Origin of the sequence: Streptomyces eurocidicus, from assembly GCF_002891295.1 — a bacterium.
Taxonomy (GTDB): domain Bacteria; phylum Actinomycetota; class Actinomycetes; order Streptomycetales; family Streptomycetaceae; genus Streptomyces; species Streptomyces eurocidicus.
Genome location: NZ_LGUI01000005.1, coordinates 155600 through 182091 on the forward strand (window position 1 = coordinate 155600; position 26492 = coordinate 182091).

21 protein-coding genes and 1 pseudogene are annotated in these 26492 nt (G+C 72.4%); 11 read left to right on the plus strand and 11 right to left on the minus strand.

Annotated features, from left to right (window positions below; all coding sequences use genetic code 11):
• Positions 1 to 225: 225 nt before the first annotated feature.
• On the minus strand, positions 226 to 1383 hold the full coding sequence (locus tag AF335_RS17660) for an aminotransferase class V-fold PLP-dependent enzyme (protein ID WP_102919367.1): 1158 nt from the start codon (positions 1381 to 1383) through the stop codon (positions 226 to 228).
• 362 nt (positions 1384 to 1745) lie between these two features.
• Here AF335_RS17660 and AF335_RS17665 point away from each other — a divergent pair.
• Positions 1746 to 1934: pseudogene (locus AF335_RS17665) on the plus strand (MerR family transcriptional regulator); the annotation flags it as partial.
• A 101-nt stretch (positions 1935 to 2035) separates the two neighbouring features.
• Here the strand turns inward: AF335_RS17665 and AF335_RS17670 are convergent.
• Together AF335_RS17670 and AF335_RS17675 are read right to left on the minus strand one after the other, a co-directional pair.
• Positions 2036 to 3304, minus strand: a complete 1269-nt coding sequence (locus AF335_RS17670) for a hypothetical protein (RefSeq protein WP_102919368.1) — start codon at positions 3302 to 3304, stop codon at positions 2036 to 2038.
• Positions 3305 to 3310: 6 nt separating this feature from the next.
• Positions 3311 to 4123, minus strand: a complete 813-nt coding sequence (locus tag AF335_RS17675; protein ID WP_102919369.1) for an alpha/beta fold hydrolase — start codon at positions 4121 to 4123, stop codon at positions 3311 to 3313.
• 181 nt (positions 4124 to 4304) lie between these two features.
• Between AF335_RS17675 and AF335_RS17680 the strand changes: the two genes are divergently transcribed.
• Positions 4305 to 4910 (plus strand): hypothetical protein, encoded by a 606-nt coding sequence (locus tag AF335_RS17680; protein ID WP_146045554.1) that lies wholly within the window; start codon positions 4305 to 4307, stop codon positions 4908 to 4910.
• 396 nt (positions 4911 to 5306) lie between these two features.
• On the opposite strand, the gene AF335_RS17690 is transcribed toward AF335_RS17680, so the two are convergent.
• Positions 5307 to 6449, minus strand: coding sequence for an alpha/beta fold hydrolase (locus AF335_RS17690; RefSeq protein ID WP_102919371.1), 1143 nt, complete (start codon positions 6447 to 6449; stop codon positions 5307 to 5309).
• 78 nt (positions 6450 to 6527) lie between these two features.
• Between AF335_RS17690 and AF335_RS17695 the strand changes: the two genes are divergently transcribed.
• On the plus strand, positions 6528 to 7502 hold the full coding sequence (locus AF335_RS17695) for an ArsR/SmtB family transcription factor (protein ID WP_221505430.1): 975 nt from the start codon (positions 6528 to 6530) through the stop codon (positions 7500 to 7502).
• 121 nt (positions 7503 to 7623) lie between these two features.
• On the opposite strand, the gene AF335_RS17700 is transcribed toward AF335_RS17695, so the two are convergent.
• A complete protein-coding gene (locus AF335_RS17700; protein ID WP_102919372.1) occupies positions 7624 to 8673 on the minus strand; it encodes an alpha/beta fold hydrolase in 1050 nt (349 codons plus the stop codon).
• Positions 8670 to 9590 carry a zinc-binding dehydrogenase gene (locus AF335_RS17705; RefSeq protein WP_102919373.1) on the minus strand — a complete coding sequence of 307 codons (921 nt, stop codon included), beginning with the start codon at positions 9588 to 9590 and terminating at the stop codon, positions 8670 to 8672. The genes AF335_RS17700 and AF335_RS17705 overlap by 4 nt, the downstream gene beginning before the upstream one ends.
• An 89-nt stretch (positions 9591 to 9679) precedes the next feature.
• Between AF335_RS17705 and AF335_RS17710 the strand changes: the two genes are divergently transcribed.
• Complete coding sequence (locus tag AF335_RS17710) at positions 9680 to 10627, plus strand: LysR family transcriptional regulator (protein ID WP_102919374.1); 948 nt, start codon at positions 9680 to 9682, stop codon at positions 10625 to 10627.
• A gap of 122 nt (positions 10628 to 10749) precedes the next feature.
• On the opposite strand, the gene AF335_RS17715 is transcribed toward AF335_RS17710, so the two are convergent.
• Positions 10750 to 11865, minus strand: coding sequence for a serine/threonine protein kinase (locus AF335_RS17715; protein ID WP_244927070.1), 1116 nt, complete (start codon positions 11863 to 11865; stop codon positions 10750 to 10752).
• A 244-nt stretch (positions 11866 to 12109) separates the two neighbouring features.
• Between AF335_RS17715 and AF335_RS17720 the strand changes: the two genes are divergently transcribed.
• Positions 12110 to 13153 (plus strand): zinc-binding dehydrogenase, encoded by a 1044-nt coding sequence (locus tag AF335_RS17720; protein WP_102919375.1) that lies wholly within the window; start codon positions 12110 to 12112, stop codon positions 13151 to 13153.
• A gap of 60 nt (positions 13154 to 13213) precedes the next feature.
• On the opposite strand, the gene AF335_RS17725 is transcribed toward AF335_RS17720, so the two are convergent.
• Entirely contained in the window at positions 13214 to 14455 is a 1242-nt protein-coding gene (locus tag AF335_RS17725) for a cytochrome P450 (protein WP_102919376.1), read from the minus strand.
• Positions 14456 to 14883: 428 nt separating this feature from the next.
• On the opposite strand from AF335_RS17725, the gene AF335_RS17730 reads away from it, so the two are divergent.
• Positions 14884 to 16017, plus strand: a complete 1134-nt coding sequence (locus AF335_RS17730; protein WP_228773574.1) for a glycine amidinotransferase — start codon at positions 14884 to 14886, stop codon at positions 16015 to 16017.
• A 25-nt stretch (positions 16018 to 16042) separates the two neighbouring features.
• Here the strand turns inward: AF335_RS17730 and dpgD are convergent, their stop codons facing one another.
• Positions 16043 to 16873, minus strand: a complete 831-nt coding sequence (dpgD, locus tag AF335_RS17735) for an enoyl-CoA-hydratase DpgD (RefSeq protein ID WP_102919666.1) — start codon at positions 16871 to 16873, stop codon at positions 16043 to 16045.
• Between dpgD and dpgA the strand changes: the two genes are divergently transcribed.
• The 5 genes from dpgA (at position 16872) to AF335_RS17760 (ending at position 22494) form a co-directional block, all read left to right on the plus strand.
• Positions 16872 to 17981: a 3,5-dihydroxyphenylacetyl-CoA synthase DpgA gene (dpgA, locus tag AF335_RS17740; protein WP_102919377.1), complete on the plus strand. Its 1110-nt coding sequence runs from the start codon at positions 16872 to 16874 to the stop codon at positions 17979 to 17981. The two genes, dpgD and dpgA, sit on opposite strands and share 2 nt — an antisense overlap.
• 98 nt (positions 17982 to 18079) lie before the next feature.
• Positions 18080 to 18787 (plus strand): enoyl-CoA-hydratase DpgB, encoded by a 708-nt coding sequence (gene dpgB / locus AF335_RS17745; protein ID WP_102919378.1) that lies wholly within the window; start codon positions 18080 to 18082, stop codon positions 18785 to 18787.
• The gene (gene dpgC / locus AF335_RS17750) at positions 18784 to 20127 is read left to right on the plus strand and encodes a (3,5-dihydroxyphenyl)acetyl-CoA 1,2-dioxygenase DpgC (RefSeq protein WP_244927071.1); all 1344 of its coding nucleotides are present in this window, start codon (positions 18784 to 18786) and stop codon (positions 20125 to 20127) included. Before dpgB ends, dpgC begins: the two co-directional genes overlap by 4 nt.
• Positions 20128 to 20134: 7 nt before the next feature.
• Positions 20135 to 21457, plus strand: coding sequence for an aminotransferase-like domain-containing protein (locus AF335_RS17755; protein WP_102919379.1), 1323 nt, complete (start codon positions 20135 to 20137; stop codon positions 21455 to 21457).
• The gene (locus AF335_RS17760) at positions 21454 to 22494 is read left to right on the plus strand and encodes a methyltransferase (RefSeq protein WP_102919380.1); all 1041 of its coding nucleotides are present in this window, start codon (positions 21454 to 21456) and stop codon (positions 22492 to 22494) included. The genes AF335_RS17755 and AF335_RS17760 overlap by 4 nt, the downstream gene beginning before the upstream one ends.
• A gap of 107 nt (positions 22495 to 22601) precedes the next feature.
• Here the strand turns inward: AF335_RS17760 and AF335_RS17765 are convergent, their stop codons facing one another.
• Both AF335_RS17765 and AF335_RS17770 read right to left on the minus strand, forming a co-directional pair.
• A complete protein-coding gene (locus AF335_RS17765) occupies positions 22602 to 24341 on the minus strand; it encodes an ABC transporter ATP-binding protein (protein WP_102919381.1) in 1740 nt (579 codons plus the stop codon).
• Entirely contained in the window at positions 24338 to 26050 is a 1713-nt protein-coding gene (locus AF335_RS17770) for an ABC transporter ATP-binding protein (RefSeq protein WP_324187923.1), read from the minus strand. Before AF335_RS17770 ends, AF335_RS17765 begins: the two co-directional genes overlap by 4 nt.
• Positions 26051 to 26492 lie beyond the last annotated feature (442 nt).

Below are 26492 nucleotides of genomic sequence, written 5' to 3' on the forward strand. Positions count from 1 at the left end.
TGCGCCGGGAGCGGCGAACCAGCGGTCGAACTGTTCCGTCCACGCCAGGCAGAGGGCGTGCGGATCCGCCTGCATCTCGTGCTCGACGACAAGGCGGTGGGGACGGTCCGACAGGTCGGGGACTCGGAAGGGCCCGCTGTTCACGGCAACGCTCCACTCCGCACGAAGGGCCCGAATTGCGAATGCCGTAGGACACCACGCACACCGACGCCATTTTGGTGCCTCTTATCGGCCGAGGGCGGAATCGAGTGCGGTGATGAGTTTGTCGATGTCGCCTTTACTGGTGTGCAGGTGAGGGCTGATGCGCAGTGCGGCTCCTCGGACTGAGGCGTGGACGTCGGCGTTGCCGAGGGCGGTCAATAGGTGCTGTGGGGCGCGGCCGGAGGTATCGATGCCGAGCATGTGCGGTCCGCGGGGATCGGAGACGGCCAGTCCCCGCTCCCGAGCTGCAGCGGCGATGCGTGCTGTGGTGGCGTTCAGGGTGGCGGCGATCTTCGGGACGGTCCATGTGGTCAGCTGTTCCAGGGCGGCGGTGGCCATGGGGGTGAGCTCGAAGGCGGTTCGCTGGCCCATGTCGAAGCGTCGTGCTCCGGGCTGGTATGCCGTGCGGTAGTCCACGAGCCGGGCGAAGTTCTGTGAATCCTGGCGTACGATCCAGTTCTCTTCGAGCGGCAGGCCGTCGTGGTGGGCCGGGGCGACGTACAGGTAGCCGAGGCCGAACGGACCCAGCAGCCATTTGTAGCCGACGGTGACGAGGAAGTCGGGCTGGAGGGCGGCAACATCGAGGGGCATCGCCCCTGCGGATTGGCTCGCGTCGATGACCAGAGCGGCTCCTGCCGCCCGCGCCGCTTCGGCGATCTTTTCAAGGTCCAGCAGCGCTCCGTCGGTCCAGTGCACCTGCGGCACCGAGACAACGGCGACCCTCTCGTCCAAGGCGTCCAGGACGGCCTCGGTCCAGGTCTGGCCGGGTCTGCGGGCGACGGTGAGCATGCCGGCCCCGGTACGTTCGGTGAAACGCCACCAGGTGTAGATCCCTGAAGGGTATTCATCTGCCAGGACCAGCACACGCTGCCCCGGACGCGCGGTGAGGTTCTTGGCCGCTGTGGCCATGCCGTAGCTGGTCGCGGAGATCAGGGCGATCTCATCGGCGCACGCACCGATGAGGGCGGCGAACAGGGCCCGGCGCTGTTCGGCTGCGGTGAACCAGCCGTCCGCACCGATCTTCCAAGGCTGGGCCCGTAGCCGCATGGAGTCGTGCCCTGCGGCCAAGCCGGTGCGCAGCGTCGGTGCGAGGCTCGCGACGTTGAAGTAGGCGACATGGTCGGGGACGTCGAAGAGATGCCGGGAGCAGGGCAGGAGGTGGCCGTCGGAGGGGACACTCATGACGCACTCCCCTTGAAGGCAAGGAGGAAGGTGGCCTGGGCGGGTCGTGATGCACGACCCGCCCAGGACGATGACGGGCGGACGGGCCCGGCAGCCAACCGCAGCGGGCCCGTGAAGGCCGCCGGCCGCGGCTGGTGCCGCACCTCAACGGGGTCACCGGCCGTCCAGACCGGTCGGGAAACCTTCACGCCGCTATTATTCCCTAAAAGCGGGCAAATGCCACGGACACCGGGAAAGGTGAACCGTGAAATGCCTGGAGAACGGAAGACGAAGCGCGCTCATGCCTTGCAGAACGGCACAGAGCTGATCGCCCCCGCAGCACTCGGGTCGGCGGCGAGGCAGCCGATGCGGCCGACGGTGGTGACCTCAAGCAGTTCGCCGAGCCGGTGCGGCACGGTCCGGGCAACGAGGCGGAACGCCCGCGGCTCCCCGACGCCCACCGCCGGCGCGTCGACGCACAGATCCAGGCGCTGGAGGCGTGCCGTTCCGTCATCACCTGGAAGGTCGGCGTCTACGCCGAGGCCGGCGGGCTCCGGGATCCGACGGACTGACACGGACTGACACGGACTGACACGACGGCAAACTTCGCTTTCGCGCCGCGGATGCGGGCACGTCCGCGTCGATGGACGGCACCGGGGCCCACGCCATCCGGTCACCCGGCAGCCGCGAGAATCGAGGCGATCACCGAAGGGGCGGGAGGGCCGTCGAGGGCACGGCGCAGCTCCGCCACTCCCCCTCGCCGTTGTTCCGGCGTGAGGAAGAGGTACTGCTCGATGCGTTCGTTGAACGTGCTGCGGAACCGCGCGTAGAGGTCGTCGTCCTTGAGTACCCGGCCGGCGATGCCCACCAGGGCCTCGGTGCCCGCGTAGTCGTCCTCGGGCAACGCGAGGCCGGGCAGGACGTCCGCGAACCGGGCGGCCTGGTGCCCGAAGAGGGTGTCCGCAAGGTTCCGGATGGTGAACGTGTGCGCGTAGTGCTGTTCGTGGAGCCCCAAGGGCAGCTGGTCCAGGAGCGTGGCCTCGTTCAGCGCCGACAGGCCGGGGGCGATGAAGGAGTGCGGCGTTCTCGCCACCTGCGGCAGCAGCTCGCGCTGGGGCAGGAACCGGTGGTCGATCCGCTGTCCGGATGCCTGGTCGGCGCCGCCGCGGTACCCGGCGTACGGGCCGCCGCAGACCAGGACACGGGTGAACCGGGGCCAGTCGGCGAGGAGGTCCGGGATCCAGCGGTCGATGAGCCGGAGGTAGTCGTTGTTGACCTCGAAGTCCAGGAGGAAGTTCTTGAAGCCACCGGTGTTGATCAGCAGGTCGTAGTCCGGTCCGCCGGTCGCCGGTCCGCCTTCCCTCGCTTCCCTCAGGCATTCCAGGTCGACGAGCGGACCGGTCAGATGCATCACGCCCTCCGCACCGGCCTCGGTGAACTCGGCCATGCGCCGCGAGACGCCGGGAAAGTTCTGGACCACGCTGTGGTCGGCCAGCATATGAGCGGCGAGGACGCGTTCATGCGGCGAGAGGCCGGACAGGTGGTGGCGTGCCGCCGCGAAAGAGGTACGGGGGACGGTCACGCACAGCTCACGGATCCGCGCCAGGGAGTGACGGTGGTGCTGCTGCCAGAAGCCGAACAAGCAGTCCACCAGGACCACCGGGCGGCGCGCCACGACGGAGTGCAGGACGAAGTCGGCGTCCATGACGGATACGGCCTGGTCGCTGTTCTCCATCAGCCGGTCGAGGAGCGCGGCTCCGTTCCCGTACGGATCGGTGAGTTCGTGGACGCCGTTGAAAGCGGTGGCGTTGCGGCGCGCGAATTGCGCCGCGATCCCGTCGCCTACGAACACCCGCTCGTGTCCGGAGAGCAGCCGGGAGACGGCGACGAGCACGGAGGCCGGCCCGAAGCCGCAGTTCTGGGCGCCCATCAGGGTACGCATGGCGGGTCAGCCGAGTACGGGCTGTGCGCCGGCCAGGACTGCCGCGAGGTGCGCGGCGAAGAGTGCGGGGTGTGTGGCGTAGCCCGCGTGCCCGCCGGGGAATTCCGCCGGTTCCCGGCCGAGCCGTTGTGCGAGGACGGTGACCGGCCGGTGCACGTCGTGGGTGCGCGATGCTCGGCCGCCGGCCAGGACGATGCGGTCCGCCACGGCTGCAAGCGCGGTGACATCGGGCACGCAGCGGCTGGAGGGCAGCATCACCTGGGAGAGGAAGAACTCGCTGTTGTCGGTTGCTTCGGGGAGCGGTGGGGCGGGCCTGCCGCTGAAGATGGTCCGGAGCTTTTCCAGGGCTACCGGGACGCCGTCCCGGCGGAATGTCGCGTACACCTCCTCGAAGAACGCCGCGTGCCGGGGCGCGTCCGGCAACAGCCCCATCGCGGGTGGCTCATGGGCGATGGCCAGCCGGATCCTGCGCGCGTCGCGGACCAGGAGCTCCAGCGCGGTCAGGGCGCCCGCGCAACTGCCGAACACCCGCACCGGCTCGCCGGGCCGGGTGAGGCTGTCCAGCAGACGAAAGGCATCGTCGACCTGGGTGTCGAGCCACGGTTCCGGCGGCGGTCCGCCGAGGAGACTGCGGGAGATGCCGCGCGGGTCGTAGGTGACGACCCGGTGGCAGACGGCGAGCTCGTAGGCCAGGTCCCGGAAGACCTCGGCGTCGGAGGCGCCGCCCGGGATGAGCAGCAGCAGCGGCCCGGTACCGCGCACTTCGAAGTACAGCTTTGCGCCCGGCACGGCCACCGTGCCGCTCTCCACCGTGTCCATTTTCCTCCAGCTACCTCCGGCGCGGGCGCACGGGCCCTGGGGGATGTCGAAGGGGCGGCAAGAGACTACGCGTGGCACGGCCCGCACGGATAGGCGTGCGGCCCGGGGCGCACGCGGGGACGCGGGACCGGGTGCCCCTCGTCGCTCCGGCGCGCCTGTCTGCGGGCCGTACGGCCGGGGCATGAACAGCCCCATGTTGCTCAATACGTTGCTCAATGCGAAGAAAGCCTCGGTGGCGGTCGGTGGGCAGCGGCTGCGGGTGGTCGCCCTGGCCGCGGCTGTGCTGTTCGGCGTGACCGCACCGGCTCCGGCGTCCGCCCAACCCCGGAGACCCGGGCTGTTGCAGTGCGAGGGCACCGAGTCCGTCAGCTACCAGCCGGGGGTCATCCTCAAGGCCCGCCCCATCCACATCACGATCGACGGGCGCTTCGCCTCCTGCGCCGGCGGTGACGGCGCGGTGAAAAACGGCGGTTACCACGAGGAGTTCACGCTGATCACGGGCTGCAACAAGCTGCTGGAAGGGTTCCGGTCCCGCCGGACCTACACCTGGAACACCGGTCACTCCGGCCCTCGGCACACCAGTGACTCCAGCACTGCTGACATCAGCGGCAGCAGCACGGCTGCGGTGGGCCAGGTGGTCACCCCGGTCACCGGCACCGTCACCCGCGGCCGCTTCCAGGGCCATAGCCTGCTCCAGGTCATCCCCTTGCCCCAGCCGAGCGCCTTGCAGTGCCTTACCGACGGTCTCACCGGCGTCACGGGGGTGACAACGCTGACGATCTTCTAGCTACCGGTGCACAGCGCCGTGGCGCCGGCGTCCGTGGTCGAAAGAGCCCGTGGGGCCGAGGCGATACGACCCCGGCCCGAGGCGTCTGCTACCTGAAACAGGCGGTTTCCGCTGGTGGCCATGCGCCGGGTGCCGCTGTGGCGGTTCACCCAGTCGCGGATGAGGTTGTTGTCGTTGGCGCACTGCCGGCTGTTGCCCTACTCCTGGACGGCCTCCACGACGAACCGCTCGCGCCCACCGGGCCGCAGGACGACAGCGGCTGGCGCGTCCTGACCGTCCTTCCCCTGGACCCCGAGTCCTCCGCCGGCTGATGACCGGCGGTCCGCTCGTATGCTCTCCGGTACGGCGCGGCGCCGGTCGGTCGGGAGGTGGTCCCCGGGGACCGGCCCCGCTCGTTCAGCGGGAGGCGGGTGCTCGCACCGGCAGGTGACGGGTGAAGAACGACCGTACGAGGTCGCGCACGGCCGGCACGGTGGCGCGCGGGTCCGCGCGGCCGACCATGGCGGCGCGTCCGGCGGCGGTCATCAGGCCGGCCGCGTGGAGCTGGGGGACGAGGGCCGCGTAGTCGGTGAAGACCCAGTGGTGGGCGTTGTCGAGCTGCCGCCGGGCGACGGGGCCCCCGTGGGCGAGGAGGGCTGCCCAGGAGCGGTCCAGCCGTGCGTCGCGGAAGCCGTCGGTGCCGGCCAGGAGCAGTGGCCGGTCCGTCTTCCGCCGGGCGACGGGCAGGAGTTCGCCGTCCGGCTGGTCGAGGTATCCCTCCAGGTTGACGGCGGCCGCGATCCGCCGGTCCTCGTGGAGCGCCTGCGCGGCCGCGGTGCCGCCCGCGGAGTGCCCGTAGATCCCGACCCGGTCCAGGCCGAGGGTGTCGAGGACGAAACGCAGGTCGGCGACCCTGGTGTCGATCATGGTGCGGAAGGTCGCCGCGTCGATGTCCGGGCGCAGGACGGTCGTCCGGATCCGGGGGCGTTCCGGCCGCTCGTCGGGGAACTCCACCTCGCTGGCGTCCCCGGGGTGGTCGACGGTGACAACGGTCCAGCCGTGCGAGGCGAGGTCGGCCGCCAGCGAGCTGCCCATCGTGCGGGCGTCGCCGCCGCCGGGGCTGTAGAGCAGTACGGGGCCACGGCCGGGCAGCGGCGGGGCCCCGGCCCGGGCATGGGCGAGGGTCGCCGCCCAGTCGACCCCGGCGGCCGGAAGGGGAGGGTGAACCAGGTGGGCGAGGAAGCCGAACGTTTCGGCGGCGCCGGGTGTGAGCTGCGGAACGCGTGCGGAGCCCGGGCCGGGCGAGGCCGGCCGCAGGACGGTGACCATGAGCTCGCGGACGCCGATCGTGATGTCCCACGGGTCGTTGCGGGAGCGGTCGACGAGGTGGAGTACCCGTGCGCCGACGAGGTACGGGCCGGTGGGCGCGGGCAGCCGGAGGAGGGGCGCCCCGGGACGCCCGGAGGCCGAGGCCGGGCCGGGGGCGGCGGTCGCGAGGAACAGGGCGGCGAGGACGCCCTTCGCGAGGGAACGGCGGCCGGGTGTGTGGGAAGTGGTCATGGACGGCATCCTGGGGGCCGGGGCGGCGCCGGGGTGAACCTTGCGGCCGGGCCCGAAAGGATGGTGCGGAAGAGGGAGATGTGCGTGATCCGGATCCATTTCACCGCGGACGACTTCGCCCGGGTCCGGTTCGCGCCGCGGCCCTCGCCCCTGCCCGAGACGCACGCGGCCCTGATGATGCTGGGCACCCGGCACGAGGAACTGCTGTTCGGCCGCTGGCGGAACAGACTGCTGCGGAGCCTGCCGGGCGCGGTCCGGCCGCTCGCGGACCTGGTGCCGGACGGGGTGCCCCCCGCCTTCCTCGACGTCCTCGGCGACACACCGGACGAAGGGCTCGCGCTGATCCGGTCCGCCCGCCCGGAGTTCGTGCGCGCCGGGATCGAACAGGTCTACGCGGAACGGACCGCCCCGCCGTGGATCCGCGGCCTGCACGGCGGGCAGGACGAAGCCTGGCGCGTATTCGTCCGGGCACAGCGGGCGGCGTACGAGTCGGTCCTCGCGCCGGTGTGGCCCCTGGTCCAGGACCTGCACCGGGCGGAGTTCACCCGGCATGCCCTCGCCCTCGCCGAACAGGGCCTCGGTGCCGCCCTGGCCGGCCTGGCGCCGGGGTCACGGCTGTGCGACGGGGTCTGGGAATGGCCCGTGCCGGGCGCCCGGGGTGTGCGCGAGGTACGGCTCGGCGGACGCGGGCTGATCCTGCGTCCCACCTTCCACTGGCGGCACGGCCCGCTCGTCCAGGACCTGCCGGACCGCCCGGTGGCCCTCGCCTACCCCGCGGGCCGGGGGCTGCCGCCGGTCCCGGACGGGGGCGACGGCCCACCCGACGAGGCTCTCGCGGGCGTCCTCGGGCGCACCCGGCTCGCCATGCTGCGGTGCCTGGACGAGGCCCGTACGACCACGGGACTGGCGCGGCGTACCGGCGTCAGCAACGCCACGGCCTCGGCACACGCCTCGGCGCTGCGTGCCGCCGGCCTCCTCACCACCACCCGCACGGGCCGTTCGGTGCACCATGTGCGTACGCCTTTGGCGGAGCTGTTGCTGGCCGGCGGCTGACGGGTCGCGGACGGCGCGGGCCAGGCGGCGAGGCGCTCGCGGAAGAAGCCGGCCGGCCCTGCCGTCGTCCACGTCTCGTGCGCGTCCGGGCAGTCGGATCGAGGGGCCCCGGGCACTGTCGTCAGCACGGCGCCGGCCCGGGGCTCCTCCGCTGCCCGGCCGGTGAGCCCGCCGGGGTTCCCGTCAGGGTGCGCGCGATGTGGTCGCCGAGAGGGGACAGCCAGTCGGGCCGGGCGTTGCCGAGCAGGTGGTCGCCGTGCCGGACGGACAGGTAGGTGCCGTGTGGTGCCAGACGGGCCAGGGGCTCGCCGTTCGTCACGCCGGGAATGACGTCCCGGCCTCCGTCCACGACCAGCAGTGGGGCCGTGATGCGGGGCGCCAGGGCGGTGAGGTCCACGTGGCGGGCGAACCCGCGGGCGGCGTCGGCGCCCCCGGCGCGTCGGGCCATGATGTCCCGTACCGGCGGCGGCAGTTCCTCCCAGTCGAGGCGGAAGGGGCCGCTGACGGTGGCGGCCGCCGCCACCCGCGGCTCCAGTGCCGCCGTACGGGCCGCGAAATAGCCGCCCAGGCTGAGGCCGACGAGGCCGACGCGCGGGACACCGAGGGCGTCGATGACCCGGCCCACGACCTGCTCGTAGTCCGGCCTGAGGGTCGTACCGGCCGCGAGGACGCCCTGCCCGGGGCCGTCCATGGCGAACACCGCCAGCCCCCTGGCCAGCAACGCGGACACCAGGTCGAGGAACTCCTCCTTGGCCGAGTCCAGGCCGGGGACGACGACCACGGTGCCGGGCGCGTCGGCGGGGCCGCGCAGCAGGCCGGTGAACCCCTCGCCGCTCACCCGCCGGGCACCGGGCTCCAGCACGGTGAGCGCCCGGCTCAGGGCGTGGTCCGCCTCGGCGGCGGCACGGTGCGCCTCCGCGTACGGCGCGAGCGTGGCCAGGTGGAACCACCGGGCCGCCATCAGCAGGTGCTCCCCCGCCGAGACGGGCGATCCCGCGTTCCCGGCGCGTTCGAGGTAGTCGTCCCCGGTCCGCCGGAACGACGGTCCCCAGTCGGCGACGGAGGTGAGGCCGTCGGTGACGCGACCGTACTCGTGGGGGTCGACGCCCGCGCCGGTGGCACGTGTCCACTGGGCACGGGCGAACTCGGCGGCGGGTTCCCCGGCGCTCATCGCGCTCCTCCCGTCAGCAGGACGGCTTTGCCGCGGATCCGGCGCTCTCGCAGGTCGACCAGGGTGCCGGCGGTCTGCGACCAGTCGGCGACCCGGCCGATCTCCGGGTGCAACCGCCCCCGTTCCACCAGGCCGACCAGAGCCTCCAGATCAGGGCCGTACGGGGCACCGGCATAGTGGAAGTGCCGGATGGTGACACGCTCCGGTCCACCCAGCAGGTGGAAGAAGTCGAGGGTGACCGGGGTGCGGCTCGCCTGGCCGAACCAGACGAGCAGGCCGCCCGGGCGCACCTTGGAGAGGGCGAGCGGCAGGTCCGGCCCGCCCGTGGACTCCAGCACGACGTCGAACGGCCCCTTGGCCGCCGCGACGTCGTGCACCACCGTGGCGCCCAGGCCGGCGAGCCGCTCACCGCGCGCCGGTGTGGCGCTGACCGCGGTCAGCTCGGCTCCGGCGCCTACGGCCAGCTCGGTGACGTAGTGGCCGACCCCGCCCGAGGCACCGGTCAGCAGCACCCGCCGGCCTGTCAGGGAACCGGCCGTGCGCAGCAGCCGCAGGGCCGTGATCCCGGCCAGGGGCAGGGCCGCCGCCCGGGTGCTGTCGACGCCGTCCGGGAGCACCGCGAGGGAGTGCGTGGGCACGGCGGCGTACTCGGCCCAGCCGCCGTGCGCCGGGTGCCCGACGACCCGGGTGCCTGTCGCGGGCCCCGAGCCGTCCGCGGCGGCCTGGACGACGAGCCCGGCGATGTCCTTGCCGGGCAGCAGCCCGGGGCGCGGGTCCTCGAGGAGGAACGTCTCGCCCCGGTTCGGCGCGAACGCCTCGACCTTGATCAGTGCCTCACCGGGTTCCGGGACGGGCTGAGGGGTCTCGGCGAAGGCGACGGGACGCGCTGCGTCGCCCGTGGGAATCAGTCGTTGCATGCCGGGAATGCAACCGCGCCGACCGCCCGGCGATCCAACAACGATCGGGCAAGTCCGACAACCTTTGGTTGTCACCTATGGTGAAAGCCATGGATCTCGACGTGGCACAGGTACGTGCCTTTGTACGCGCCGCCGAGGAACTGCACTTCGGGCGGGCGGCCGGAACGCTCGCCCTCACCCAGCAGGCGCTGTCCAAGCGGATCGCGCGGCTGGAGTCCCTGCTCGGCGTCGCCCTGTTCCGGCGCGGTGGCGGCGTGGACCTCACCGAGGCCGGGCGGCGTTTCCTGGCGCCGGCCCGGCGGACCCTGGCCGCCGCCGACGCCGCGGTCGCGGCGGCCGTCGGCAGGCACCGCCCGCTGCGGGTCGACGTCTGGGGACACCTCTACGCGCCGATGCGGACACTGGCCCAGGTCGCGGAGCGGGCCGGGGACCTGGTGCTGGGGCACGGGCGCGATCTGCCGTCGGTGACGGACGCGTTGCTGCACGGCGACATCGACGCGGCCTTCGGCCGGGTCCACCCACCGCTGCACACAGGGCTGACCCACCGCCTCGTCCGCCTCGAACCCGTCGACGCCGTACTGAGCGCGGACCATCCGCTCGCGGCCGCACCGGCGCTGCGGCCCGACCAGCTGCGCGACAGTCTGCTGTGGGCACCGGGAAAGCTGGACCAGCTCGACTTCCTCCACCAGTTCGCCGACCGGTTCGGCATCCGCGGCAGGGCAACGGGGGTCAACCTGGGGCTCACTCACTTCCTCGAAGAAGTGGTACGGGACCCACGGCGCTTCTCCCTGCTCCCCGCCGACGTCCCCCGGCCGGAGCTCCCCGGGCTGCGCGCCGTCCCGCTGGTCGGCCTCACCCCGCTGTACGCCTGGTCCCTGCTGTGGCGCACCGGGGACGCACACCCCGGGCTCGACGGCCTGACCGCCGCCTGCGCCGAAGAAGCGGGACGAAGCCGGTGGCTGGAGTACGACCCGGCCCACGACTGGCTGCCCGAACCGCCCACGAACCACGCCCGGCGCCGGCACGAGCGGCGTTGACCGGCAGGGCGCGGCCTCGGCGTACCCGCGCGGGGGGGGCGCGTGTTCGAGTTCCCGGCACCGTTGCTTGACCACGTCTCGGCGTACCCGCGCGGGGGGGGCGCGTACCAGCCGCGGAAGCCTCAGAACCTTCCGGACCGCCTGGGGAAGTAGTCCTCCAGGACGCCTTCGCGGTGGACGTCGAGCGTGGCGCAGTGCAGTCCGCCGCCGAAGGGGGCCACGTCCCAGAACGGCACCGGGATGACCTCGAAGCCCAGCCGGTCGAGCTGTTCCAGCTGCGCGGTCTCGCTCGCTTCCACGCAGACCGTGCCGGGGTCCAGCACCAGCACGTTCATCGACAGCCAGCGGCTGCAGGCGGACAGTGGCGGTGGAGTCCGCCGCCCGGGGGTGGCGGCCTGGACGACCTGCCAGTCGTTGACCTTGAGGTGGTGCGACAGCTCCTCCTCGGCGGGCCGTTCGGCGCAGTGCAGGAGGAGGCCGGGGCGGAGCGGCACCCAGGTGGCGTCGATGTGCATGGGGTGCGCGTTGCCGAACGTCACCCCGTGCACGCGGTGCTCCGGCAGATGCTGCCGGAGCCAGCGGATCCCGGCCGCGTTGGTGGCGAGGGACCGCTGGACGAACAGGTCCTTGCCGCAGCGGGCGATGTCGGCGGCGTCGAAGAGCGGCTCGGCCTCGGTCAGCAACAGCTTCCCCGCCCTGGCACGGGCGACCTGCTCCTCGGACGACAGGGCCTCGTACTCGTCCCAGAAACCGGGTCGGTACGACGCCTCCGTCAGCCGGGGCTTGGGGGCCGCCTCCCACCTCATCTCCGGGTCGGCCCGGAAGTACGACTCGATCAGCGGCCGGTGGGCCAGGTATTCGAACCAGCGGCTGCGGAACGACATGGTCGCTTCGAGCAGCTCGTTCCCGATCACCACCAGGACGTCCCGTACCGGCATGGCGCCGAACATGCTCGGCTGCGACCACTCAGGGGTGCCGACCGCCCGGCCGAAGTCCAGGGGCCGGGGCCGGTCGACCCGGATGCCGCGCTCTTCGAGGACGCGTGCGAAGGCGTCCAGTTGCTCGTTGGCGGCCGCCGTCATCTCCTCGGGCACCGGCCCGTGCGTTCCGCGTGGAAAGCCGTGTTCGGGCCAGTCCCGGACGACCGCCGGCTCGGGCGCCTGCACCATGGTCCCGTCGGCCCGTCCGACGACGACGTGCCTCAGTGGATCCCATTCGTTCCAGGAACCGACCTTCACCGAACCTCCCCCGGGGTACGCCGTGTACGGCCCCGCTCCGGGAGCGGGAAGCCGCGAGGAGCCAGTCTGGCGGCTCCCCGGCCGCGGCACGAGAGGGTGGGTCCGGGGCGCGTGAGGCGCCGAGGGAATGCCCGGCGCACGCCCGCCGGGCGAAGGCCCGGCGGCGCACTCGTCGGCACCCTCGAAGCGGCATACCGTACGGTTGTTCACGCCCCCAGCCGCCACGCAAGGACACCTCCGACTCATGCGCGCCACCACTATTCACGGCCCCTACGACATCCGCGTCGAGGAGGTTCCCGACGCCCGCGTCCAGCGGCCCCAGGACGCCGTGGTGCAGGTGCTGCGCGCTTGCGTCTGCGGCAGCGATCTATGGGCCTACCGGGGGGAGTCCGCCCGGCAGCCCGGGCAGCGGATCGGGCACGAGTTCCTCGGCACGGTGGTGGAGACCGGGTCCGACGTGCGCGCCGTACGCCCCGGCGATCTGGTCGTCGCGCCCTTCACCTGGTCGGACGGCACGTGCGGCTTCTGCGCCGAGGGCCTGCCCACCTCCTGCGCGAACGGCGGGGTCTGGGGAGCGGCAGGCGCCGACGGCGGACAGGGGGAAGCGGTGCGCGTCCCTTACGCCGACGGCACGCTGGTGAGGCTTCCGGCCGCGGCCGCCTCCGACGACCGGCTGCTGACCGCCTTGCTCGCGTTGTCGGATGTCATGGGGACCGGTCATCACGCGGCCGTGAGCGCCGGCGTCCGTCCCGGTGCCACCGTCGCCGTGGTCGGTGACGGCGCGGTCGGCCTGTGCGCGGTGCTGGCGGCCCGGCGCCTGGGCGCGGAGCGTGTCATCGTGCTCGGCCGGCACGCGGCGAGGACGCGCGTCGCCCGTTCCTTCGGCGCCACGGATGTGGTGGCCGAGCGGGGCGAGGCGGCGGTGGCGGCCGTACGCGAACTGACGGGTGGTCATGGGGTGCACGCGGTCGTCGAGGCCGTCGGCACCCGGCAGTCCATGGAGACCGCGGTCGGTGCCGTCCGGCCGGGCGGCGGCATCGGGTGGGTCGGCGTGCCGCACGGCAGCGGTGCGGGGCTGGACATGAGCGTGCTGTTCCGCCGCAACATCACCGTCCGCGGCGGCATCGCCCCCGTCCGCGCGTACCTCCCCGAGCTGCTGCCGGACGTGTTGGAGGGCGCGCTGGACCCCTCCCCCGTCTTCGACCTGTCCGTCGGGCTCGAGTCGGTCGCGGACGGGTACCGGGCCATGGACGACCGCAGCGCCCTCAAGGCAGTGGTCACCTTCTGACCTGCCCTCGGTCACGCATCGCCGGTGGTCTCCCCTGACGTGTCAGGGGAGACCACGCGTCTACCAGGCGACCGGCAGGGCGTGCACTCCGTAGAACCCCGAGTCGGCGGCCAGCGGCACGTCTTCGACGGGGACGGCCAGGCGCAGGCCGGGGAACCCGGAGAGCAGCGCGCCGAGGCCGATCTCCAGTTCCGCGCGGGCCAGGTTCTGGCCGACGCACTGATGCACGCCGTAGCCGAAGGCCACGTGCCCGCGGGCGCTGCGGGTGACGTCCAGGACGTCGGGGGCGTCGAAGGCCGCGGGGTCGCGGTTGGCGGCGGGCAGGGAGAGGGTGACGGACTCTCCCGCGCGGATAAGCCGCCCTTCGAGCTCGACGTCCACCAGCGGGGTCCGGGGGACCCCGAAGTGGAAGATGGTGAGGTAGCGGAGCAGTTCCTCGACGGCGCCGGGCAGGAGCGCGGGGTCGGCCCGCAGTGCCGCGAGCTGGTCCGGGTGCGTGAGCAGGGCCAGCGTGCCGAGGCCGAGCATGCCGGCGGTGGTCTCGTGACCCGCGGTCAGCAGCAGGACGCCGAGGCCGGCGATCTCCTCGTCGCCCAGGTCCGTGCCGGAGACGAGCCTGCCGAGCAGGTCGTCGCCGGGACGACGGCGCCGGTGGCGTACGAGGTCGAGGAGGAAGCCGTCGAGTTCGGCCATGGCCTCGGTGGCCTGGGCGGCGCTGACCTCCAGGCTGAAGAGCACGGCGCCGGCCCGCTGGAAGCCGGCCCGGCTTCCGTAGGGGACCCCGAGGAGTTCGCAGATCACCAAGGAGGGGACGGGCAGGGCGAAGGAGGCCACCAGATCGGCGGGCGGGCCTTGCTCGCGCATCGCGCTCAGGTGTTCGTCGACGATCTGCCGGATGCGCGGGCGCAGCCGGTCGACGGCCCGCATCGTGAAGGGGCCGCTGATGGGCCGTCGGATGCGGGTGTGCTCGGGGCGGTCCATGTCGACGAGCCAGCCGGGCAGGGCGGGTTCGCCGATGAAGGGGTCCGCGCCCGGCCTGGGCGCGGGGACGCGCTTGAGTTCCGAGCGGGCGCTGAAGCGCGCGTCGGCCAGGACGGCGCGTACGAGGGAGTGACGGGTGATCAGCCAGCCCTCGTGCCCGTCGGGGTAGCGCAGCCGGTGCAGGGGCGCCGTCTCGTTCAGCCGGAGCAGGCCGGGGGGCGGATCGAGCGGGGCGTCCCGCCGGGTGGGCAGGGTGCCGGGGCACCGCGTGGCGGGGTCGGACGGGTGCGGGCAGTCGGCCGGTGGCCGCCGCTTACTCATATGGCTTCCCTCCGGGGCCGGCCCCGCGACGGCTCAACCGGCATCCATGTAGAGGCCACGGTCGTAGCCAAGCAGATGCCGTCAGCCAGGGCCGAAATGGCGGCATCGCGATTTACCGCGCAGGCCGCTTCCAATACCGCTGGAGCTTAACAGTTTGCCGAATGATGACCAAACGCAGTGACTCCTCACGGCAGTCACGGAGGGCTTTGGCGAGCCCCTCAGGGCGGTCCGGGCGGGCTGATGGAGGAAGTTGACGGGCCCTCGGAAGTTCTGTAAAGCTACCCCCGGTCGAACGCGGCCGCACCGCGCCGACCTGCGAAGACATGAGGTAACACCTCTTTTCTAGCGGGTTTTTCAAGCGTTCGGCCCGCATTTTTCGCAGGAAATTGAAATGCGCCATGACGACGATGGGGGCCATGGTCTTGAAATTGAGCAGCTTTGACGAATGGTCACCGCTTCGGGAAGTGATTGTCGGCTCCGCCCGCAATTACATCTCGCATGAGCGCGAGCTGTCGTTCGACCTTTTCTTCCACGACAATCTCGTCCGCACGGAGTGGTACTACCCCCGGCTCTCGGCGAGCGGTGCGAGCGCCCAGGCCCGGCCCGGGCAGCAGCCCATCAAGCAGCGGTACGTCGAGGAACTCTGCGAGGACATCGAGGGCTTGGTCGCCACGCTCGAGTCCCTGTCGGTGAAGGTGCACCGGCCGATGGACCTCGACGCCGCCACGCCGAACGTGCAGACCCCCGCGTGGTCGGCCTCCGTGGTCCCGCCGCTGAACGTCCGCGACAACACGCTCATCCTCGGTGACGAGATCATCGAGACCTCGCCGATGGTCCGCTCCCGGTATTTCGAGACCCAGTTCCTCAAGCCGGTATTCGCGGATTACTTCCGCAAGGGCGCCCGCTGGACGGTCATGCCGCGTCCGCTGATGACCGACGCCTCCTTCGACCCGTCCTATGCCGACAGTAATGCCGGCGGTCCCACCGAGCCCGTCACCGACCCGCAGGCCCACCCCTACGACGTCGGCTACGAGATGATGTTCGACGGGGCGCAGTGCCTGCGCCTGGGCCGGGACATCGTCGCCAACATCTCCACCGCCAACCACGCGCTCGCCGTGGACTGGCTGGAGCGGCACGTCGAGGGTCGCTTCCGGATCCACCGGGTGCACCGCCTGAGCGACAGCCACATCGACAGCATGGTGCTGGCGCTGCGACCGGGACTGCTGCTGGTCCGCTCCAAGGAGGTCCTGGACTTCCTGCCGGAGCCGCTCCGCAAGTGGGACATCGTGGTGCCCCCGCCGCCGCGCGAGAACAACTTCCCGCGGTACGAGGACGACGACCTGATCCTCACCAGCCCGTACATCGACCTCAATGTGCTGTCCGTGTCCCCCGACACGGTGCTGGTCAACGAGGCGTGCCCCGACCTGGCCCGCGTGCTGGAGCGGCACGGCTTCACCGTCGTCCCGGTGCGTCACCGGCACCGGCGCCTGTTCGGCGGGGGCTTCCACTGCTTCACCCTGGACACCGTCCGCGACGGCGGGCCCGAGGACTACCTCGGCTGACCCGTCGCCGCCCTCGGCCGTCCCCTCAGCGCCCGCTCCAGCGGGGCGGGCGCTTCGCGGCGAAGGCCCGGGGCCCCTCCAGGGCGTCCTCGCTGCGCATCCGCGCTTCCTCGCAGGGGTACGTGGCGGTGAACGCGTCCGGCAGCGGCAGGTGCGCGGACGCGGCGGCGGCCTCCTTGACCGCGCGCACCGCCAGGGGCGCGGAGCCGAGGAGGTCCGCCACCCAGCCGTCCACGCAGGCGTCCAGCTCGGCCGCGGGCACCACCTCGTTGACCAGGCCCAGTTCCAGGGCTCTGGCCGCCGGCATCCGGCGTCCGGTCATCAGGTAGCCCATGGCGGTCCGGTAGGGAATCTGGCGCGTCAGGCGGAAGACGCCACCGGCACCGGCCACCAGGCCGAGCCGGGCCTCGGGCAACGCGAAACAGGCGTCCTCCGAGGCGACGACCAGGTCGCACGCCAGGGCGAGTTCGAAGCCACCGCCCAAGGCGTAGCCGCGCACTTTGGCGACGACCGGCTTGGTGAGGCCGAACCGCTCGGTCAGCCGGGGCCAGCCCGGCTTGCCGCGGCTGCCGAAGGTCGAGGCGCCGGCCGTGCCGGCGGCGTCGCGGGCCGCCAGCTCCTTGAGATCCTGCCCCACCGAGAACGCCTTGTCGCCCGCGCCGGCCAGCACCGCCACCCACAGCGAGTCGTCCGCCTCGAAATCGTCCCAGACCTCGGCGAGTTCCTTGTGCATGCGAATGTCCATCGCATTGAGGACCTCGGGCCGGTCGAGCGTGACGAAAGCCGTGCGGCCTTTCTTCTCGTAGCGGACGCGCGGCCGGTCACCGGGCGAACCGTATATCTTCGAAGGTGTCATGTTGTCGAACATAGCAGCGCCGTCACAGCCGCTGTCACGTATCCTCGCGGTGGGCACGGGAGTTCCGCCGCACTCCTATTCACAGGAAGAGCTGCTGGATATCTTCCGGGTCGACGACCCGCGCATCCGGTCGCTCTATCTGAACAGCGCGATCAAACGCCGCAACCTGACGCTCCCGCCGATCGGCCCGGACGGCGCGCGGCGCCTCGAATCCCAGGGCGAACTGCTGCGCAAGCACGTCGGATCCGGTCTGGACATGGCCCGGGCGGCGATCGGGGAATGCCTCGGGAAGATCGGTGCGACACCGCGGGACGTCGCCTACCTCTGCTGTGTCTCCTCGACCGGCTTCATCACCCCGGGCTTCAGCGCGAAAATCATCAAGGAGCTGGGATTCGACACCGGCTGTTCCCGGCTGGATGTCGTGGGAATGGGCTGCAATGCCGGTCTGAACGCACTGAACGCCGTCTCGGGCTGGGCCGTCGCGAATCCCGGGAAAATCGCCCTCATGGTCTGCGTCGAGGCGTGCTCCGCGGCCTATGTGTTCGACGGCACGATGCGTACGTCCGTGGTGAACAGCCTTTTCGGTGACGGCGCCGCCGCCATCGCGGTCGGCGCGGGCACACCGCTTCCGGCCGAATCGGCCGAACGGGCCGCAAAGGCACCCGCCGTACCCATCGTGCTCAAGTTCGCCAGCCGCATCATCCCCGAGGCGAGCGAGGCCATGCGCTACGAATGGGACGACGACCACGGCAAGTTCAGCTTCTTCCTCGACCCCGGGATCCCCTACGTCGTCGGCGCCCACGCCGAGGAGACCGTCGCCGCCCTGCTGGACGGCACCGGCCTGCGGCGCTCGGACATCGCCCACTGGATCGTGCACTCCGGCGGCAAGAAGGTCATCGACTCCGTCCGCGTCAATCTGCGTCTGACCCGTCACGACCTGCGGCACACCACCGGTGTCCTGGCCGATCACGGCAATCTCTCGAGCGGCTCCTTCCTCTTCTCCTACCAGCGGCTGAGCGAGGAGGGCCGCACCGCCCCGGGCGACCACGGCGTGCTGATGACCATGGGACCGGGCTCGACCGTCGAGACGGCCCTGCTGCGCTGGTGACCGAGCCGCGCCCACCCCTCGGCACCCGCCACCGGGGCCTGCCGACGTGTGTCGTCCAACCCCTGGACGCAACCAACGACCCTGAAGGGACCCCCCTTATGGACACCCTCCCGGTACGGACCGAGCCCCTCGGCGGGCCGGGCCGCACGCTGCGCATCGACAGCGGCCGCCCGCTGGCCGAGCTGACGGCGGCCGTGAACGACGCCTGCGACTGGGCCGGGGAGCAGGAGGTCCCGCCCACGCTCGCCCTGCACCTGGGGGCCACCCGCGCACCGGTCTCCGCCCGCAGCCCGTGGCCCGGTCAGGTCGGCGTCCAGGACGTCAACCGCTGGGAGCGCGCGGTACGGCGCCTGGAGCGGCTGGAGGCCGTCTCCATCGCCATCGCCGCGGGCGGCTGCCAGGGCGCCGCGCTGGACCTGCTGCTCGCCGCCGACTACCGCATCGCCACCCCGGACCTGCGCCTGCTGCTGCCCGTCAACGAAGGGCACTTCTGGCCGGGGATGGCCGTCCACCGCCTGGTCAACCAGATCGGCGCGGCACGCACCCGGCAGCTCGTGCTCTGGGGCCACGAGCTGTCCGCCGAGAGCGCTCACCGCATGGGCCTGGTCGACGAGCTCACCACCGAGGTCGACGACACCGTCCGCGCCGCCGCCCTGCTGCTGGGCCGCGTCTCCGGAGCCGAACTGGCCGTACGCCGTCAGCTGCTGCTCGAAGCCGCGACCACCGATCACGAGGAGGCCCTCGGGTCCCACCTGGCCGCCTGCGACCGGGAGCTGCGCCGGCTGGCCGAGGACGGTGCCCGGTGACCCCGCTCACGCCCGCCGGCGCGGCCGTCCCCCTGCCCGCCCTCACCGGTGACCTCACCGCGGACGCGGCGCTCCTCGCGGGCCACACCCGCGAGGCCACGGCCCGGCTCGCGGCCCTGCCCGCCCCGCCCGACCGGGACACGTCCCGGCACGAGCTCGCCGCACACCTGCACACCGGCTCGCGGACCCTGCGCGGGCGCTTCATGCACCGGCACGCCGGTGAGGTCTACGACGTGCTCACCGACGCCCGCACCCGCCACCGGGGGCTGGCGGACCTCGCCCTCGCCGCGGCCGACCGGTTCCCCGGCCTGGTCCCGACGGCCGCGGAGCTGGCGGCCGAGCGCGCCCTCCCCCAGGCGGCCAAGGAGGGCCTGGAGATCGACCAGGGCGTCTTCTTCCGCGCCCTGCTGAGCCACCCCCAGGCCGGACCGCACCTCGCCGACGCCATGATGCTGCCCTGCCGCCGGGCCCTGGAGCTACGCGAAACCTTCCGGACCGAGGGCCGGGTGCGGCTCGCGAGCGTACGGCTCGAACGCCACGGCACGACCGCCCACCTGACCGTCGAGAACGCGCACTGCCTCAACGCCGAGGACGAGCGGCTCATCGACGACATGGAGACGGCGGTCGACCTGGTCCTCCTCGACGAGGCCACGCACGTCGGCGTCGTGCGCGGCGGCGAGGTGGACCACCCGCGCTACGCGGGCAGGCGGGTCTTCAGCGCGGGCATCAACCTCAAGGAGCTCCACGCGGGCCGGATCTCGCTGACCGGGTTCCTGCTCCGCCGTGAGCTGGGCTACCTCACCAAGATCGCGCACGGCCTGCTGGTGGACCCCGCGCCCGACGCGTACCCGTACCGCACCGCGCACAAGCCCTGGATCGCGGCGGTCGACTCCTTCGCCATCGGCGGCGGCATGCAGTTGCTGATGGTCTTCGACCACGTGATCGCCGCGGACGACGCCTACTTCAGCCTGCCCGCCGCCGACGAGGGCATCGTCCCCGGCGCGGGGAACTTCCGGCTGGGCCGGATGACCGGTGCGCGCCCCGCCCGGCGGGTCATCCTGGGCGGCCACCGGATCCAGGCCGGCGACCCCGACGCCCACCTGGTGTGCGACGAGGTCGTCCCGGCCCATGAGATCGGCGCCCGGGTCGAGGCCGCCGCCGCGCGGCTCGACAACCCCGCCGTGACCGCCAACCGCCGGATGCTGGCACTCGCCGAGGAGCCGCGGGACCGCTTCCTCGCCTACCTCGCCGAGTTCGCCTACGTCCAGGCCACCCGGCTCTACGCCGCCGACGTCCTGGAGAAGGTCGCCCGGAAGCCCGGCCGGCCCGGAGGGAAGTGACCGACCCATGCCCCTGCTCCACGAATCCGACCTGCACGGCTCCCTCCAGGACCCCGTCCTGGGTGCCATCAGCTTCCTCAACGAGGTCATGGGCCGGCATCCCGGCGCGATCTCCTTCGCGCCCGGCGCGCCCCGCCTGCCGCACCTGCGGGACGCCGACCTCTCCCACTACACCGACGTCTATCTGGAGCACCTGCGCACCGAGCGCGGCCTGTCAGAGGAGCGGGCCCGGCGGCTCCTCCACGAGTACGGACCGAGCCGCGGCCTGATCAACGACGTCGTCGCGGCGGCCCTGAGCCGCGACCTCGGGGTGCCCGCCCGCCCCGAGGCCCTGGTGATCACCGTCGGGGCGCAGGAGGCCATGGTCCTCACGCTGCGCGCGCTGTGCCCCTCCCCCGGTGACCTGCTGGCCGTGGCCACCCCCGGCTACGTGGGCATCCTGGGTGCCGCGCGGCTGCTGGACATCGGGGTGGTCGCCGTGCCCGACACCGACCGCGGTCCCGACCTCGGCGCGTTGCGCGCGGCCTGCCGCACCGCGCGGGCCGGGGGCCGCCGGGTGCGCGCCCTGTACGTGGCACCGGACTACGCCAACCCCTCCGGCACGGTGATGGACCGGGCCGACCGCCACGCCCTGCTGTCCGTGGCCGAGGAGGAGGACCTGCTTCTGCTGGAGGACGGCGCCTACGCCTTCACCGCGCCCCCCGGCACGGACGTCCCCTCCTTGAAGGCTCTCGACCGCGACACCCGCGTCATCCACCTGGGGACCTTCGCCAAGGTCTGCCTGCCCGGCGCCCGGGTCGGCTTCGTCGTCGCCGACCAGCCCGTGACCGGGCCCGGCGGCACACGGCTCCTCGCCGACGACCTGGCGGCCCTCAAGAGCATGGTCACGGTCAACACCTCCCCGCTGAGCCAGGCCGTCATCGCCGGCATGCTGCTGGAACACGGCGGCTCCCTGGCGGACCTGGGCCGCGACCGCGCCCAGGTCTACCGGGAGAACCTGGCCTTCCTGCTGGACGCCCTGGACCGGCACTGCGCCACCCCGGAGCTGACCGGCGCCGTGAGCTGGAACCGCCCCCGCGGCGGCTTCTTCGTCCGCATGCGCCTGCCCGTACCGGTGGACACAGCGCTGCTGGAACGCTGCGCCGCCGGGCACGGCGTGCTGTGGACGCCCATGGCGCCGTTCTGGATCGGCGACGCCGGCGACCACGAACTGCGCCTGTCGTGCAGCTACCTGGACCAACCCGCGATCGAGGAGGGAGTACGCCGGCTGGCGGGCTTCCTCCACGACATCGTCCCGACACCGACACACACAAGGACCCGTACATCGTGAACGACGCCCCCGACACCCGCAGCAGGCTCCTGGAGCGCTTCGACCTGATCGTCAACGGACCGGCCCTCTTCAACTCCCTCGTGGCCGGTATCGAGCTGGGCGTCTTCGACACGCTCGCCGAGGGGCCCGCCCCCTTCGAGGAACTGCGGGCCCGCACGGGGATACCCGTCCATCAGCTGCGTGTCCTGCTGCACGCCCTGTGCGCCACCGAGCTGGTGGACAAGGAGGACGGCCGCTACGCCAACACCGCGGTCGCCGACGAGCTCCTCGCGGGCGACGGGCCCGACAGCTGGAAGCACATCCTGCGCGGCTGGCAGGAGATCTACTACCCGGCCTTCCCGCACGCCACGACCGCCCTGCGGGCCGGCACCAACACGGCCCTGGACGGGTACCCGGGCACCGAGCCCACCCTCTACCAGCGCCTGTCCCACGACCCCGAGCGGGAGGCCGTCCTGCACGCCTCCATGTCGGCGTTCACCCTGCAGAGCATGAGCGGCCTGCTGGACAACATCGGTCTGGCCCCCGGTGAGCGGCTGCTGGACATCGGCGGCGGCGACGGCACCACGGCGCGTGAGCTCGTCAAGCGCTTCCCCGACAGCACCGTCACCATCTTCGACCTGCCCAGCGTGGTCGCCCTCGCCGAGGAGGGCGAGGACGCCGTCGCGGGCGGCCGCATCGGCTTCCAGGGCGGCGATCTCTTCGAGGACGACTTCCCCGGGGGCGTCGACTGCGTGCTCTTCAGCCACTGTCTGGAGGTGCTCTCCCCGGAGCGCATCCTGACGCTGCTGCGCAAGGCGCACGCGGCGCTGCGGCCGGGCGGGCGCCTGTTCATCTACGGGTTCACCCTGAGCGACCAGGAGCGCGGGGTCTACTCCGCCCGGCTGTCGCTGTACCTCACGGTGCTGGCCACCGGCCAGGGCCTGGCCTATCCGGTGGGCGAGTACGAGCGGCTCATGCGCGAGGCCGGTTTCCCCACCGTCGAGGCGATCACCGGTCTGCCTTACGAGCACAGCCTGATGGTCGCCACCAAGGCGTGATCCACCACGGGTGCCCGGCCGGCGGCCGGGCACCCCGGGGAAGCCCCGTAAACGACGAGGTGCCGCACACCCTCCTGGGTGTGCGGCACCTCGCCGTACAGGCAGGTTCAGGCGGTGGCGTGCCAGGACCGCCACAGGGCGGCGTAGGCCCCGTCCTTCTCCAGCAACTCGGTGTGGGAGCCGTCCTCCACGATCCGGCCGGCCTCCATCACCAGCACCCGGTCCGCGTCGTGCGCGGTGTGCAGCCGGTGGGCGATCGAGACGACCGTACGGCCGGCCGTCACGGCGGCCATGGAGCGTTCCACGTCGCGGGCCGAGCGCGGGCTGAGCAGGGAGGTCGCCTCGTCGAGGACGAGGGTGTGCGGGTCGCTCAGCAGCAGACGGGCCAGCGAGAGCTGCTGGGCGCGGTCCGGGGCGAGGTCGCCGCCGGCGCCCTGCAGCGGGGTGTCCAGGCCCAGTTCGGAGGCCCAGCCCCAGGCGCCCACGGCTTCGAGGGCCTCGCGCAGCCGCTCCTCGCCGGCCGCCGGGGAGGCCAGCAGGAGGTTGTCCCGGACGCTGCCGCGGAAGATGTGGTGGTCCTGGGTGACCAGGGCGATGTCCGCCCGCAGGGTGGAGCGCGGGATGTCCGCGAGCGGCACGCCCCCGACCGTGACCGTGCCGGCGCGGGGCAGGTCGGTGCCGGTCAGCAGCCGGCCCAGGGTCGTCTTGCCCGCTCCGGAGGGGCCCACGACGGCCACCCGCTCTCCCTGACGGATGGTCAGATCGAGGGAGTGCAGGACGTCGCGGCCGTCGGTGTAGGAGAAGCTCGCCCCCCGCAGTTCGAGGTCCAGGTCACCGGGGGCACGCTCCCCGGAGCCGGTGGCGGCGGGCCGGGGGTCGGCTTCCTGGCGCACGCCCAGCAGGCGTGCCAGCGAGGCGCCGCCCACCTGGAGCTTGTCCTGCCAGAAGAGCAGGATGTCGATCTGCCCGGTCAGCTGCTGGGTGTACAGGGTGGCCGCGGTGACCCCTGCCAGGGAGACCCAGCCCTGGTCGTAGGCCAGGCCGCCCAGGATGACGGTGGCCACGGTGGGCAGCGCGATGGCGGTGTCGGTGACGGGCAGGAAGACCGACCGCAGCCACAGGGTGTGCCGCTGCGCGCCGTAGGTCTCCGCCACGGCCCGGTCCATGCGCTCGGTACGCCGCGGCACCAGGCGCAGGGCCTCGACGGTACGGGCGCCGGTGACGGTCTCGGTGAGGGTCTCCGCGGCCTGGGCGTAGGTGGTCCGCTCCCGCAGGTAGCCCTCCCGGGCACGGCCCAGGTACCAGCGGGTGACCGGCCACAGCACGGGGACGAGGAGCAGGACGGGGACGACCATCAGCCAGCCCGTGAGCAGCAGCGCGCCGACGGTGGTGGCGATGGTGGTGAGCGCCACGAGGGTGCTCGGCAGGGCGTAGCGGGCGACGCGGGCGAGGGCGTCCACGTCGCGGGTGGAGCGGGTGAGGACGTCGCCGACGCCGGCCTCCTCCACCCGGGCGAGGGGAAGGCGCAGGAGGTCCTCGAGGAACTCCTCGCGCAGTTCGGCGACGACCTTCTCCGACAGCCGGGCGGTGCTGCTGACGGCCAGGCCCAGCAGCAGGGACTGGGCCAGGACGAACCCGAGGATCAGCAGGGCGGCCGTGGAGACCGAGTCGATCCCGGAGCGTACGTCCTCGACGAGGCCGCCGAGCAGGTGCGGGGCGGTGAGTCCGCACGCGGTGCTCAGGCCGTGCAGGCCGAGCACCGTCGCCAGTTCCCCGGGGTACTTCAGCACGAGGCGACGGGCGTGGCGCCGGGCCTCCTGCGAGGAAACGACGGGCAGTACGGTCACGTCGGGTCGCCTTCCCTGGTCACGAGAGAGTGGTAGCGGTCGTCGGCCAGCAGCTCGCGGTGCGAGCCGGTGGCGACGGCGGTGGTGTCCTCCACGTGCACCACGTGGTCGGCCTGGCTCAGGACGGCGGGGCTGCTGGTGAAGACCACGGTGGTGCGCCCGTCGCGGCGGGCGCGCAGGCGCTGGACGAGGCGGGCCTCGGTGTGGGTGTCCAGGGCGCTGGTCGGTTCCACGAGCAGCAGGACCTCGGGGTCCGCCGCCAGGGCCCGGACGAGGCGCAGGCGCTGGCGCTCGCCGCCGGAGAAGTTGCGGCCGGCGCCCTGGACCTGGCTGTCGAGGCCGTCGGGGAGGGCGTCGAGGACCTCGCGGGCGACGGCGGTGTCGGCCAGTTCGAGGAGGTCCTCGCGGGTGGTGCGGCCGAGCGGGTCGAGTTCGGCGTGCAGGGGGCCGGCGAAGAGGCGGTCGTCGTTGCGCAGGACCAGTACGCGCTCGCGGGTCTCCGCGAGGGGGCGGTCGCCGAGCGGGACGTCTCCCCAGGTGGTGCCGGAGTCTGCGTAGCGGCCGAGGCGGTCGGCGAGCACCGTGGCGTCGGCCGGGGACGCGCAGGCGACGGCGGTGAAGGCGCCGGGGGTGACGGACAGCCGCGAGAGCGGGTCGTGCAGCGGGCCCGCGGGCGCCGGGGTGTCACCGGTCGTCCCGGCGGTGCCGTCGGGGAGTTCGCGTTCGGCTCGCAGGAAGCGGCAGACGCGTTCGGCGGAGACATGGCCGCGGGTGAGCGCTTCGAAGGACTCGGTCAGCCAGCGCAGCGGGGTGGCCAGGAAGACGGCGTAGCCGTAGAAGGCGACGAGCTGTCCGACGGTGAGGGTGCCGTCGAGGACGAGGTGGGCGCCGAGCCAGACCACGGCCGTGCCCAGTGCGCCGGGCAGGAAGGTCTTGACCGCGGCGAGCGCACCCTCGGTGCGCGCGGTCCGGGTCGCCAGGCGCCGGGTGCGCTGGGATTCGGCGCGGTAGCGCTCGGCGAAGCGCTCGGCGCCGCCGAAGCCGTGCAGGACGCCGAGGCCCGTGGCGGTGTCCACGGCGAAGGCGGCCAGTTCGCCCTGCTGTTTGCGCAGGGCGCCCTGACGGCGCCGCAGGGGGCGCACGGCGAGTGTCATCAGCCACACGATCAGCGGGACGCCGATCAGGACCGTCAGTCCCAGCTGCCAGGCGGAGGAGAGCATGACGGCGGCGACGACGACGATCGCGACGACGGCGCCGGCGGCCCGGGAGGTGGCGGCGAGGGCGCGGCCGATGGGCTCGATGTCGCCCGTGCCGATGTTGACGACCTCTCCGGTGGAGGTGTGCTTCCGCAGATCGGCACCGAGCACGGCGGCGTGCCGGTTGACGTATTGCATGGTGCGGAAGGAAGGCCCGGCGTTGACGGCGAAATCACAACGCTCCTGGAGCGTGGTGGTGGCCGCCTGGAGAACGACGAGGGCGAACAGGACGCCGCTCCACAGCCACAGGGAAGGGCGGTCATGGGCCACGAGCCCACGGTCGATGGCCAGTCCGATGACGACCGGGACGAGGGCCCGGGCGAGCATGGTCGCCATTCCGTGGACCATGCCCAGGGAAAGGGGTATTCGGAATTCTGAGGCGAGCCGGAGAATATAGCGGACCGGCGAGCGGCAGTCAGGGGTCTGTGAATCCGGTACTAGAAAAGCGCGCACGGCGGAAAACTACCAGAAACCGAATGTCGGCCACTCCTGACGGAGAGTGAATTAAGCGCCCCCGAGACCACCCGTCAATTCCTCGGTGCCACCGGCTGCGAGGGGTCCGGCCCGGCAGGTGATGCCTGGTCAGCAGGTCACGGCCAGTCATGAGTATCCCATGGACACCTACCTGTCATGACCATCTACCGACACGTTGTAAGGTAAGGATCTGGCAATGTGAGGGGGACGCCGGAAGCCCGTTCAAGTGCTTCCCGTGGCGTTCGCCCGGAAGCGCGGGCGCTTTACGTCCCTACCTCGCCGCGCCATCGAGGAGTTCTCTTCGGCCCGGTCCGTGAGGTGACGACGGGAAGCCCGTCGCAACGGCCGGTATACCCGGCGGAATCCACCGGGGACCGCGGAGCGACTTCGATACCGGCCGCTGGGCTTCCAGAACGCCCCG